This window comes from Thioalkalivibrio sp. HL-Eb18 (assembly GCF_000364985.1).
Classification (GTDB): Bacteria; Pseudomonadota; Gammaproteobacteria; order Ectothiorhodospirales; family Ectothiorhodospiraceae; genus Thioalkalivibrio.
Window position 1 is genome coordinate 1 of the sequence record NZ_KB822985.1, and the last position, 12,061, is coordinate 12,061.

11 protein-coding genes and 1 tRNA gene are annotated in these 12,061 nt (G+C 65.7%); 8 read left to right on the plus strand and 4 right to left on the minus strand.

What is annotated here, in order from left to right; genetic code table 11:
• Positions 1-76: 76 nt before the first annotated feature.
• Together F813_RS0113180 and F813_RS0113185 are read right to left on the minus strand one after the other, a co-directional pair.
• Positions 77-167 (minus strand) — tRNA-Ser (locus tag F813_RS0113180).
• A 93-nt stretch (positions 168-260) separates the two neighbouring features.
• A complete protein-coding gene (locus tag F813_RS0113185) occupies positions 261-602 on the minus strand; it encodes a DUF1820 family protein (protein WP_012982110.1) in 342 nt (113 codons plus the stop codon).
• Positions 603-721: 119 nt separating this feature from the next.
• On the opposite strand from F813_RS0113185, the gene F813_RS0113190 reads away from it, so the two are divergent.
• The 3 genes from F813_RS0113190 (at position 722) to F813_RS0113200 (ending at position 4,897) form a co-directional block, all read left to right on the plus strand.
• On the plus strand, positions 722-1,582 hold the full coding sequence (locus F813_RS0113190) for a diiron oxygenase (protein WP_012982109.1): 861 nt from the start codon (positions 722-724) through the stop codon (positions 1,580-1,582).
• A gap of 342 nt (positions 1,583-1,924) precedes the next feature.
• Complete coding sequence (gene mltF, locus F813_RS0113195; RefSeq protein WP_012982108.1) at positions 1,925-3,496, plus strand: membrane-bound lytic murein transglycosylase MltF; 1,572 nt, start codon at positions 1,925-1,927, stop codon at positions 3,494-3,496.
• A gap of 99 nt (positions 3,497-3,595) precedes the next feature.
• Positions 3,596-4,897 carry an NRAMP family divalent metal transporter gene (locus F813_RS0113200; RefSeq protein WP_012982107.1) on the plus strand — a complete coding sequence of 434 codons (1,302 nt, stop codon included), beginning with the start codon at positions 3,596-3,598 and terminating at the stop codon, positions 4,895-4,897.
• 9 nt (positions 4,898-4,906) lie between these two features.
• Here the strand turns inward: F813_RS0113200 and F813_RS0113205 are convergent, their stop codons facing one another.
• The gene (locus F813_RS0113205; RefSeq protein ID WP_012982106.1) at positions 4,907-5,824 is read right to left on the minus strand and encodes an NAD(P)-dependent oxidoreductase; all 918 of its coding nucleotides are present in this window, start codon (positions 5,822-5,824) and stop codon (positions 4,907-4,909) included.
• A 493-nt stretch (positions 5,825-6,317) separates the two neighbouring features.
• Between F813_RS0113205 and F813_RS0113210 the strand changes: the two genes are divergently transcribed.
• From F813_RS0113210 to rlmKL, 5 genes are all read left to right on the plus strand, one after another.
• Positions 6,318-6,761: a DsrE family protein gene (locus tag F813_RS0113210; RefSeq protein ID WP_012982105.1), complete on the plus strand. Its 444-nt coding sequence runs from the start codon at positions 6,318-6,320 to the stop codon at positions 6,759-6,761.
• Between the two features lie 287 nt (positions 6,762-7,048).
• The gene (locus tag F813_RS0113215) at positions 7,049-7,489 is read left to right on the plus strand and encodes a DsrE family protein (protein ID WP_012982104.1); all 441 of its coding nucleotides are present in this window, start codon (positions 7,049-7,051) and stop codon (positions 7,487-7,489) included.
• Between the two features lie 163 nt (positions 7,490-7,652).
• Positions 7,653-8,558, plus strand: a complete 906-nt coding sequence (locus tag F813_RS0113220) for an ABC transporter ATP-binding protein (RefSeq protein ID WP_026148295.1) — start codon at positions 7,653-7,655, stop codon at positions 8,556-8,558.
• Positions 8,558-9,346, plus strand: a complete 789-nt coding sequence (locus tag F813_RS0113225) for an ABC transporter permease (protein ID WP_012982102.1) — start codon at positions 8,558-8,560, stop codon at positions 9,344-9,346. The genes F813_RS0113220 and F813_RS0113225 overlap by 1 nt, the downstream gene beginning before the upstream one ends.
• A gap of 50 nt (positions 9,347-9,396) precedes the next feature.
• A complete protein-coding gene (gene rlmKL, locus F813_RS0113230) occupies positions 9,397-11,601 on the plus strand; it encodes a bifunctional 23S rRNA (guanine(2069)-N(7))-methyltransferase RlmK/23S rRNA (guanine(2445)-N(2))-methyltransferase RlmL (protein WP_012982101.1) in 2,205 nt (734 codons plus the stop codon).
• Between the two features lie 105 nt (positions 11,602-11,706).
• Here the strand turns inward: rlmKL and F813_RS0113235 are convergent.
• Positions 11,707-12,061: ISL3 family transposase (locus tag F813_RS0113235; RefSeq protein ID WP_017926709.1), on the minus strand; the 355-nt coding region annotated here is incomplete at its 5' end.

Consider the following 12,061-nt stretch of genomic DNA (forward strand, 5'->3'; position numbering starts at 1 on the left):
TGTATCGAGGGTTCGAATCCCTGTGTCTCCGGGGCCGTACATGCGAAAGGGGCCACTCGAGCCCCTTTGCTGAATCTGGCGGAGAGGGAGGGATTCGAACCCTCGATACGGGGTTACCGTATACACACTTTCCAGGCGTGCGCCTTCGACCGCTCGGCCACCTCTCCGGTTTGTCCCGCGAAGGCACTGGCCGACGCGAAGCGCGAAAGGTTAAACCAGCGGCGATCGGTTAGCAATGCAGAACCCTGCCGCGGGCACCATCAGCTGTCCGAGGGCCTGCCCGGGCCGCGGCCTGGCAGCGACGGGAAGGCGTGGACATTACCACTGTCCTGACTGGCATCGCGGATGCGCGGGGTGCCCACAGCGGCCACTTCGTCAATCCGGATCAGCGCGTGCATCGGCACATGGAAGCGCTCAACCCCCTCGAACTCGGTACGCAGGCGCTCCTCGGAGGGGTCGACAACGACCTGCGAGCGCTCGCCAAACAGCAGGCCCTCGACGGTGACAAAGCCGTAGAGCTCGTCCTGATAGACCTCACGGGCAAAGATCTCGTAGACCTTGCCCTGGTTGAGGAAGCTGACGCGATAGCGTGTGGTGGGCATATTCACTTGACTCATATTGGGGTAGCAACCGCAGATTGCAACGGGTTGGCGTTGGTCCGGACCGACAATGCCGGTATGATTCGGTCGTTTAACCGCCCAGCGCCTTCGGTACGCCTTCGATGAATTCCTCGCAGGAGCTGCTCGATCACTTGAGCCGCAACAGCCAGCCGTACGAGGACCCGCTCACTCACGTGCGCTGGGATGCGCTGTCGCTGGACGATTTCTGGATCCCGGAGGAGGCCGTATCACTCTTCGGCACCCCGGAATACTCGGCGCTGGACGATGCCCGCAAACGGCGTCTGTCGCAATACGAGTTTCTGTATTTCATCAGCGGGGCGCTGTGGCTGGAAGGCCTGTTCATGGAGCGCATCTCGCGGATCTCCATGCACTCGACCGGTCGCCTGGACCGGCTGAATTATCGCCTGCACGAGCTGCGCGAGGAAGCCGGCCACAGCCTGATGTTTATCGAGTTCATGCGCCGCAGCGGGCTGCCCCTGCCGGAGCGCCGTTTCCCCAAGCCGAAGCTGGCCACCCTGGTCGGGCGTTTCTCGCCGTTTGAATCCTCGATCTTCTGGATCGCGGTGATGATCGGCGAGGAGGTCCCGGACCGCATGAACCGGCTGATCCGCCAGCACAAGGACTCGATCAGCCCGACGGTAGACGACATCGTGACCCGGCACATGATCGACGAGGCCCGCCACATGGCGCATGCCCGCGACACGCTGGAGTCCTGTCTCGACACGCTCCCGTCCTGGCAGAAATGGGCCTATCGCCCGCTGATGCGGCGCGTATTCCGCCAGTTCGTGCATGCGTTTTACTACCCCACCCGCGACATCTACGAACTGGCCGGCCTGCCCGAGGGGCCAGACTATCGCCGCATCGCCCGCGAAAACCCGCGCCGTGCCTCCTTCATCGACACCTGCGTCGACCCCGCGCTCAAGATCCTGCGCGACCAGGGTCTGGTGCTGAACTGGCGCTAGGAAACACGGATGAATGTACACACTCGCGTTGGCACCCCAGGTTTTCCGAGACCAGGCGCGTCGTGCAGCGGGTAGTGGTTCTACCCGCCCGTTTTTGATCGATTCGGGGCGCAACGCCGGATCGGGGAACCTGGGGTGCCAACCCCGAAGGGGCTCGGCCGCCCGTTGTGATCAAAAATGGGCATGCGCACGGCATTGCGGCTCCCTTGTGCAGAATGACTGCACGGCAGTCGCCGCGCCTTGTTCGCACGCAAAAGCTTTGAGGCAGCGAGCGGGTACATTCATCCGTGTTTCCCTACCATCCCCGGTGACCACCGGGGCAATTGGATATGATCCAGTGCCATGGGCACGCATCTGAAACTCCGCCCCCCGAGCAGCACCTGGCGCCAGATCGAACTGGGGCTCTTCATCGTGTTGCTGACCGCCATCGTGCTGCGGGTGTACTACAACCCGCCAGCGGCACTGGAGCAGCTCACCTTCCGTGACGAGCTGCGAGTGGCCCTGGTCGAGAGCCCCCTGGGCCGCTCCGAGCTCGCCTCCACTGCGGGGCAAGACCAACTCGAGCTGGAGTTGCTGCACGGTCTGGCCGAGGAACTCGGCACGCGCCTGCGCGTGACCCGCGTGGACGACGCCGCCACAGCCCATCGCCTTCTGCGCCAACGCCGCATCGACATCGCCGCCGGCCTGCTCGTACCGCCACACGACCCGTTGATTGAAGCCGGTCCGGAAATCCTGAACGTGAAGCACGTCTTGGTCTTCTGGAACGAAAACGAGCGGGCATCTCCGTTGCTCTCGCTGACCGACGTACCGGCCGGGGCGCGCGTCGGCATGACCGCTCAGGCTCCCGTACCCGAAAGCCTGAGCCAGCCCTTGCTGGCCGAGGTCAGCATGGAACCGGAAACCCCACCGGATGCGGCAACCGAGGCCGAGCCAGCGCCCGAGGAGGGGCCGGTCGACCTGATTTCGACACCCCCGGACCGCGAAGCCGAACCGGATCCGAACAATGGCGAACTCATCCTCTACGCCAATGCCGAGGCCCTGCGCGAAGCCCTGGAGCGTGGCGAGATCGACTACGCAGTGATGAATTCCCTGGAGTACCGTCGCCTGCGGCGCATACACCCGAACCTGCGCCAGGCACACGAGCTGGAACGCAGCGCCGAGGTCCGCTGGCTATTCCCGGCAGGCTTTGATCGTAGCCTGATTGACGCAGCGGAAGCGTATATCGCGCGGCTGCGTGACAACCGCGAGCTGGAGTTGCTGCTCGATCGCTACCTCGGCCATCTGGAGACCCACGATCTGGTCGATGCCCTGACCTTCGCGCGCCGCGTCGAGCATCGCCTGGAACAGTTCCGCCCGCTGTTCGAGGAGGCCGGAGAGACCTACGATCTCGACTGGCGGTTCATCGCCGCGGTGGCCTACCAGGAATCGCACTGGAATCCCGATGCGGTTTCCCCCACCGGCGTGCGCGGACTGATGATGCTGACCCAGGTAACCGCCGAAGGACTGGGCGTCGACGACCGCACCGACCCGGCAGCCAGCGTGGACGGTGGCACGCGCTACCTGATCGACCTGCGCGAGCGGCTGCCGGATTCCATTCCCGAGCCCGACCGCACCTGGATGACGCTGGCCGCCTACAACGTGGGGCTCGGGCACCTCCACGACGCTCGGCGCCTGACGGCTGCCAACGGCGACGACCCGGATCGCTGGCTGGATGTGATGCAATGGCTGCCGCGTCTGGCCCAGTCTGAATGGTACGAACAGACCCGCTACGGCTACGCCCGCGGTTGGGAGCCGGTCCACTACGTGCGGAACATCCGCAGTTACTACGACAAGCTGGTGCAGCGCTTCCCGGAATCCGAAGAACTCAAGCCACCCGCCCCCGAGCTCTACCGCCGCACCCCGCTGGCGCTGTAACGACGTAACAGCGGGCTCACGGGCATGGCCTCTGCCGGATGGCGGACGCGGGCTATTCCCCTATAATCGCGGGCCGAATTCCCGATGAAAGGAATCTGGATGAGTCCGTCCACTCGCGCCTCGCTGCGGGCCGCCATCGGCCCGGGGCTGCTGATGGCCGGTGCGGCCGTCGGGGTCTCACATCTGGTCCAGGCCACGCGGGGCGGGGCGGAGTACGGGCTTCTGCTGATCCCGATCGTACTGCTGGCCTGCCTGTTCAAGTACCCGTTTCTGGAGTTCGGCCCGCGCTATGCCGCCGCCACCGGGCATCACCTGCTGACCGGCTACCACCGCCTCGGCAACTGGGCCCTGGGCCTGTACATCGCGGTGACCGTAGGAACGCTGTTCACCATACAGGCGGTGGTCACACTGACCACCGCCGGGCTGGTCACGCTGGTGTTCGACCTGGATCTCTCGGTCACACTGGTCTCGGCGCTGGTGCTCGCCGCCTGCATCGCCTTCCTGATGATCGGCGCCTACCGCGGCCTGGACCTCGGCATGAAGATCATCATGGCCGCGCTGAGTGTATCCACCGTGGCCGCGGTCGCGCTGGCCTTTCGCGAGGCCCCGGACCTGGCCACCCTGTCCGGGGCCCAGGAGTGGTCGAACCTCTGGACGCTGGCCGGCTTCGCCTTCATCCTCGCGCTTCTGGGCTGGATGCCCATCCCGCTGGACGTCGCCGCCTGGCACTCGATCTGGACCCAGGAGCGCGCCCGCCAGACCGGTCACGCCCCGACCGTTCGCGAGGCCATCTTCGACTTCCGCCTGGGGTATCTGGGGGCGGTAGTCATTGCCGTGGCGTTCATGCTGCTGGGTGCGGTCCTGATGTACGGCAGCGGCATTGGCTTTGCCGCCGGGGCCGCCGCATTCTCGGCCCAGCTGGTGGACCTGTACGCCCAGAGCCTGGGCGAATGGAGCCGCACCCTGATCGCCGTGGCGGCCCTGACCACGATGTTCTCGACCACCCTGGCCGTCACCGATGCCTATCCCCGCGTGATCGTGGCGATCATCCGTACCCTGCGCGAGGACGGCCACGCGCCGCAGACCATGGACCCGTCGCGCAAGGGCGAGCGTGGACTGGAGTGGTGGGGCTACCGGATTGCGTTGCTGGCCGTCGCCAGTGGTGCGCTGCTGCTGATCTCGCAGGCCGGGGAGCACTTCACACGGCTGGTGGATATCGCCACGCTGTTGTCCTTCCTATCAGCGCCGGTGCTGGCATGGATCACCTTCAAGGTGGTCATGTCACCGGACATGCCGGAGGCGGCCCGCCCGGGGCGTGGCCTGCGCGGTCTGGCCTGGGCCGGTATCGCGTTCAGCCTGGTCTTTTCGCTGCTGTATATCCTCTGGCGTCTGTTCGGCTGACCTCGCGCGTCAATCCCTGGTGCCCTCGCCGCGGGCATGGAGGCAGAAACGCGCCAGGATCGCGACATCGTGGTCAGCCTGCCCGGCCTCCAGCGCCTTGCCTACCGCGTGCCGCACCGGCTCCAACCCGCGCAGGCTCAGGCCCACCTGCTCGCCCAGACCGGCCACGATGCCCAGATCCTTGTGGTAGAGCCCAGCCTGAAACCCGGGCTCGAAGTCGCCATCCAGCAGGCGTTGACCGTGCACCTCGAGGATGCGCGAGGCGGCGAAGCCACCCATCAGCGCCTCGCGCAGCCGCGCCGGATCAACCCCGGTCTGCTCCGCCAGCGCGAAGGCCTCGCCAATAGCGACCAGGGTCTCGCCGACCACCAGCTGGTTACAGGCCTTGGTGATCTGACCGGCCCCACTGGCCCCGACATGCGTCAGTGTCGAACCCACGATGTCGAAGATCGGCCGCAGCCGATCGACTGCCTCCTCCGGACCACCAACCATCAGGCTGAGCGTGCCGCTGCGCGCCCCCGGCTCTCCGCCGGACACAGGCGCATCCACAAAGGTCACCTCCCGCTCCGCTGCCGCCTGCGCAATCGCGCGCGTGCGGATCGGGTCGATCGTACTGTGATCGATCACCAGCAGCCCCGGGCGGGCATGTTCGAGAACCCCGTCCGGGCCCAGCATCAGCTGCTCCACATCCGGGGTATCGGAGACGTTGAGTACCAGCACGCGCACGCTGGGGACCAACTCCGCCAGACTGGAGGCAGCCCCGGCCCCCTCCGCCACCAGGGCCTCGGCCGCCTCCGGCCGACGTGCCCAGACCCGGATATCCGCCCCGGCACGCAGCAGATTGCGGGTCATCGGGGCCCCCATGATACCCAGGCCCACGCAGCCGATCGGCTGCAGTGCTTCGGGGAGGTTGGATGCAGTGGTCATGGCGAGGGCTCCTGGCGAGGGACGTGTATCGAACATCCGTCCCGTTGATTTAAAAACCCCACACTCTAGCAATCCACACCGCGAGAGGGTGAGGACGCGACCGATCGCAAACGCCAGCCGGATCGGCTCGCCCCTGGCGCTATCAGCGTCATCGCGGGGTCTCGCCTTTGCCCAGCAGACTCACATCGACCGCACTCCGCCTCGTCTTTGCGCCCTACCTCCGCCACACCGTTGCGACCTCCCGGAAACGAAAATCCCCGCCATATGGCCCCACCGAAATCAACGAATACAGTTAATCATAATGTTGTTATTTACCGTATTTCGTAATTCAATTATCTCTATTTGGATCGGAATAATTACCCCGCGTTCCCGTCCTACCCACAACTGGATTCAAAAAGCCACGGAAGAAAAAGAGTCCAGTGTGCTTCCTGGAAGCGCGGCATACGCCATACCGCATATTTCAAAGAACATAAAAACCGCGAGGAGCCAATCAATGAAGAAAGCCTTTATCCTGCCTCTGGCCCTGACCGCCGCCGCCATGCTCACCCTTCCCGGCGCCGCCATGGCCGACTACGGCGAACAAAAAGTCGTCTATCACGTGAACTACAACGACATGGACCGCCACATGGCCGCCATGGGCAACATCCAGAACCACATCAATGCCGTGGGCGCGGAAAACATGGAGATCCGCGTGGTCATGCATGGCCCGGGTCTGCACCTTCTGCGTAACGCCAAGGAGAACGAAGACCTGGCCGCCCGCATCGAAGAACTGAAAATGCAAGACGTTGATTTCAATATCTGCAATGTCACCGTCACCCGGGGCAACGTGGACATCTCGGAAGAGCTGTTCGATGCCACCGAAGACGACCTGGTACCCAGCGGGGTCGGCGAGATCGGCCACCTTCAGACGCAGGGCTTCGTCTACCTGCGCCCGTAAGTACCACATTTCCTCCAGGCCACCGAGTGTTCTCCCTGTGGCCCTTTGGGCTCAGCCTTGGCCGGGCCCTTTTTCTTGAGCGGAACCCGGTTTCCCGAAGGAAATACGCAACCAAAGTTCCAGTCTTTATTTGAATATAGAACTACTCACAAAAATCAGCCGGATCAGCCGGAATAAGCACCCCGTTAACGCGTCATATCAAAGGGGCCAAGCAGCCCCAAAGGGGAGCACCGGCTGCAAAATAAAAGGAAAATCCCAACCGGGACCTTGAACGAGGAAAACGCGTCATGAAGCACCTGCATATTATCGCGCTGGCACTGGTCTCCTTCCTGCTGATCGCCCCGGCGACCGCGCTGGCGGAATACGGCGACCAGAAGGTGGTCTATCACGTGAACTACAACGACATGGACCGCCACATGGCTGCCATGGGCAACATCCAGAACCACATCAATGCCGTGGGCGCCGACAAGATGGACATCCGCGTGGTCATGCATGGCCCCGGCCTGGGCCTTCTGCGCAATGCCAAGGAGAATGATGACCTGGCCGGCCGCATCGACGAACTGAAGCTGCAGGGGGTTGATTTCAACATCTGCAACGTCACCGTCACCCGCGGCAACATCAGCATCGCCGACGAGCTCTACGATGCCTCCGAGGACGACATCGTCCCCAGCGGGGTGGCCGAGATCGCCCATCTGCAGCACAAGGGCTTCGTCTACCTTCGCCCGTAAAACGACACCTGCCATCACACGCACGTTTGTCGTCAGAAGGCCCGGCAGCTCTGCCGGGCCTTTTTTGTGCCCACGCCAGAACCCCGGCGTACGCGCGAATCATATTGGGCTATCCGCGGCAAACCGGTAAGGTATGCACTCCTTTCTTCCGCGAGCCGCCTGCTTGCCCGCAATCCGCATCCAGTCCCTGTGCAAACGATACGATGGCACAGCCGTTGTCGATGGCGTGAACCTGGAGATCCCGCGCGGTGAATTCTTCGGGCTGCTGGGACCCAACGGCGCAGGCAAGACGACGACCCTGCGCATGTTGCTGGGATTGACCCCGATCGACAGCGGTCAGGTGGAGGTACTGGGCCTGCCGATGCCGGAGGGCGAGCGCGAGGTACGCAAGCGCTTGGGCATCGTGCCGCAATTCGACACGCTGGACCCGGACTTCACCGTGATCGAGAACATGCGCACCTATGCCGCGTATTTCGGTCTTTCCGGCGCTATGGTCCAGGCGCGCATCGATCACCTGCTGGAGCAGGTCAACCTGAACGACAAGCGCGGTGCGCGCATCAATGCCCTGTCCGGTGGCATGAAGCGCCGGCTGACCCTCGCACGCGCCCTGATCAACGAACCCGAGGTCGTCGTCCTCGACGAGCCGACCACCGGGCTGGACCCACAGGCGCGCCACCACCTCTGGCGCCAACTCCGGCAGCTGCGCGCCTCCGGCGTCACCCTGGTGCTGACCACGCATTACATGGAAGAGGCCCAGGAGCTGTGCGATCGCATCGCGATCATCGACCACGGCCGCATCATCGCCTGTGACCGACCCAGCCGCCTGATTGCCGAGCACATCGAACCCTGGGTAGTCACTGTCGGTGGTTCCGAGGCCGGCACCGCGATCGAACAGGAAATCGGCCCCCGGGATCGCGCCCATCAGGTGGCGGATACCTGGCTGGTGTACACGGCCGAGCCGGACCGGCTGCGCGAACGCCTGCGCGCACGGGGCCTCGAACCCACGCTGCGCGAGGCGGACCTGGAAGACGTGTTCTTGAAACTCACCGGCCACGAGCTGCGCGACTGATGCCCGACCCGACCTCGACCTGGCTCCCCCGCCCCAGCCTGCGCTGTGTCGCGGTCTGGCGGCGCAACCTGCTGGTCTGGCGCAAGCTGCTGGTGCCATCGATGCTCGGCAACTTCGGCGAACCCATCCTCTACCTGCTCGCGTTCGGCTACGGCTTCGGCCGTCTGGTGGGCGACCTCGACGGCATGAGCTACATGGTGTTCATCGCCTCCGGGATCATCTGCTCCTCGGCGATGTTCACCGCCAGCTTCGAGGGCATGTATTCCGCCTACACGCGCATGGCGGAGCAGAACACCTGGCTCGGGATGCTGGCCACACCGCTGACGCTGGACGACATCGTGTTCGCCGAGGCGATCTGGGCCGCCAGCAAGGGCCTGATCAGCGCCACCACCATCCTCGTCGTCGCCTCCGTCCTGGGGCTGGTGAGCGACGCTCGCGCCCTGCTCGCCTTGCCGGTGATCTTTCTCGCCGCGTTCACCTTCGGCGCGCTGGCCCTGGTCATCACCGCGCTGGCGCGCAGCTACGACTTCTTCCTGTACTACTTCACCCTCGCGGTGACCCCGATGCTCCTGCTCTCCGGGGTGTTCTTCCCGCTGCAGGAGCTGCCCGACTGGGTGCAGACCCTGGCGCTGGCCCTGCCGCTGGCACACGTGGTCGAGATCGTGCGCCCGCTGATGACCGGCAGCTGGCCGACCAGCGTCTGGCCACACCTGGCCGTGATCGTGGGCTACGGCGCGGCCGCCATCATCCTGGCGACCGCGCTGATCCGGCGCCGCCTGCTGCGCTGACCCCAACGGCGGCTGTGGCAAGATAGGCCCCCGTCCCAGGAAGACACCGCATGGCCACGCCCGAGAACGAACCCAGCACCCCGCAGGAATACCGCGCCACCGTCGCCCGCGGGCTCGGCCCCCTGCTGGCCGAGGAACTGGCCACACTCGGCGCCACCGACGCGCGCGAAGAAGGTGGCGCGGTGCATTTCTCGGCCGATCTCGAGATGCTGTACCGCGTACTGCTGGGCAGCCGCATCGCCAGCCGTATCCTGCTGCCGCTGGCGCGCTTTGATCAGCCCGACGGCGACGGCTGCTACACCGCCGCCCGCGCGATCGACTGGCCCGCGCTGCTGGACCCCGGCGCGACCTTCGCGGTCGAGGTCGGCGGCAAGAGCCACCACATCCGCCACACCCACTTCGCCGGGGTTCGCATCAAGGACGCGGTGGCCGACGCCTTCCGCGAGGCGACCGGCGCCCGCCCGGACGTGGACCCGAAACACCCGGATGTGCGCATCCTGCTGCAGTTGCAGGGCGATCACGCCCGCCTCTCCGTGGATATCGGCAATGGCGGCCTGCACCGGCGCGGCTACCGCGGCGCCGGCGGGGCCGCCCCGCTGCGCGAGAACCTCGCCGCGGCCCTGCTCGCCCGCGCCGGCTGGCCCGCGCGCGTCGAGGGCGACCCGCAACAGGCACAGCTGCTGGACCCGTTCTGCGGCAGCGGCACCGTGGTGATCGAGGCCGCCCTGATCGCCACGCGGACCGCGCCCGGACTGCTGCGCCACGACTTCCGCCCGCAGGGCTGGGCCGGGCACGACGCCGCCCTGTGGCAGCGCTGTGTGGACACAGCCCGGGCGGCGGTTCGCCCCTGGCAAGGCCCGACGCTGCTGGGGTCAGATCGCGACCCGCGCGCGGTGCAAGCCGCTCGCCAGGCGGCCCGGACGGCCGGGGTCGCCGCCTGCACCCGGTTCGAGGTCGCGGACGTACTGACCCTGACACCCCCCGCACCGAATGGGCTCCTGATCAGCAACCCGCCTTACGGCGAGCGCATCGGCGACCAGCCTGAACTGATCAAGCTCTACAGCCTGCTGGGCGAACACCTGAAACAGGCCTTTGGCGGCTGGCAGGTGGCCCTGCTGGTCGCGGACACGACTGACTCGCGCCGCCTCGGGCTGAGGGCCACGCGCAAATACCGCGTGCACAACGGCCCGATTGACTGCCAGCTGCTGGAGTTCGACATCCATGCCCGCGAGGGGCAGGCCGAGGCGGCACCCCCGGCACCCGAGTTCGCCAACCGCCTGCGCAAGAACCTGAAGCACCTGGATCGCTGGGCGCGGCGCCAGGGGGTCACCTGCTACCGCATCTACAGCGCCGACCTGGACGAATACCCACTACTGATCGACCGCTACCAGGCCACCGATGGCTCCGTGCACCTGCACCTGCAGGAGTTCGCGGCTCCGGCGTCGGTCGAACCCGCACGCGCCGAGGCGCGCCTGCGCGGGGCGCTGGCCGCGACCCTGGAAGTCACCGGCGTCGCGCCCGCCCACCTGCACTACAAGCAGCGGCGCGCCCAGAAAGGTCGCTCGCAGTATCAGCGTGCCGAGACCGCACAACCCGCCCCCTTCTGGGTTGAGGAACATGGCTGCCGGCTCAAGGTGGAGCTGGATGCCTACCTGGACAGCGGACTGTTCCTGGATCACCGCCCGATGCGGCGCCGCCTGCAGGAAGAATGCCGCGGGCTACGATTGCTGAACCTGTTCTGCTACACCGCCGCGGTCAGTGCCCATGCCGCCGTGGGGGGTGCCCGCCAGACCGTCTCGGTGGACCTGTCCAATACCTACCTCGACTGGGCCGCCGACAACCTCGCGGCCAACGGTTTCGAGGCCACCGTGCGCGACGGGCGCAGTCGGCGCCGACCGGATACCCACGCCCTGCTGCGCGCCGACTGCATCACCTGGGTGCGGGAGGCCGCCGACGACCCGGCGCTGCGCTTCGAACGGATCTTCCTCGATCCCCCGACCTTCTCGAACTCGAAACGCACCGAGGCGGACTTCGAGGTCCAGCGCGACCATGTCGAACTGATCCGGGATGCCGCGCGCCTGCTGACCGAGGACGGCATCCTGTACTTCTCGACCAACCGCCGCCGTTTCGAACTGGATACCGAGGCACTTGCGGGGCTCGAGGCCCGTGACATCACGCGCGATACGCTGGACGAGGACTTCCGCCGCCCACCGCCACCCCATCGCTGCTGGGCCATCTCGAACGCAACGGACTGATCCACCACGAGACCCGGCCACACCCACGGGTAATGTGCTGGCAACGGGCAGGCTCGTGAAGCGGACGCGGGTCGCCCGGCTACACCGGGGCGCCATAAAAAAGGTTCATCGAGCATTACCGGGGAATGCGGCGCGGATTTTGAGGAAGAAGTAGTCCTGGTCGCGGTAGCCGTAGGCGCGGCGCTTGATGACCTTGATGGTGTTGTTGATGCCTTCGACGACGCTGGTGTTCAGCCGATGCCGGCAGCGCGAGACGATGCCGGGGAGATAGGGCTCCAGCAACCGCGCGAAGCGCTGCAGGGCATGGATGCCGCTCTCCTGTGCCTGTTGTACCCAGTGTCGCCAGGCCTGCCAGGTCTGTTCCGGACGGCGCTGGAACCAGAGCCGCTTGAGCTCGTCGCGTAACAGATAGACTGTCAGCAATGCCTGGTTGGCTTGCAGCAACTCGTCCAGGTGGACC

Bases quoted from the DNA above. Each gene is read 5' to 3' on its own strand.
- F813_RS0113215 (WP_012982104.1), top strand. From the start codon at position 7,049: ATGAAGCACCTGCATATTATCGCGCTGGCACTGGTCTCCTTCCTGCTG.
- F813_RS0113200 (WP_012982107.1), top strand. From the start codon at position 3,596: ATGAGTCCGTCCACTCGCGCCTCGCTGCGGGCCGCCATCGGCCCGGGG.
- F813_RS0113190 (WP_012982109.1), top strand. From the start codon at position 722: ATGAATTCCTCGCAGGAGCTGCTCGATCACTTGAGCCGCAACAGCCAG.
- rlmKL (WP_012982101.1), top strand. From the start codon at position 9,397: ATGGCCACGCCCGAGAACGAACCCAGCACCCCGCAGGAATACCGCGCC.
- mltF (WP_012982108.1), top strand. From the start codon at position 1,925: ATGGGCACGCATCTGAAACTCCGCCCCCCGAGCAGCACCTGGCGCCAG.
- F813_RS0113185 (WP_012982110.1), bottom strand. From the start codon at position 602: ATGCCCACCACACGCTATCGCGTCAGCTTCCTCAACCAGGGCAAGGTC.
- F813_RS0113225 (WP_012982102.1), top strand. From the start codon at position 8,558: ATGCCCGACCCGACCTCGACCTGGCTCCCCCGCCCCAGCCTGCGCTGT.
- F813_RS0113205 (WP_012982106.1), bottom strand. From the start codon at position 5,824: ATGACCACTGCATCCAACCTCCCCGAAGCACTGCAGCCGATCGGCTGC.
- F813_RS0113210 (WP_012982105.1), top strand. From the start codon at position 6,318: ATGAAGAAAGCCTTTATCCTGCCTCTGGCCCTGACCGCCGCCGCCATG.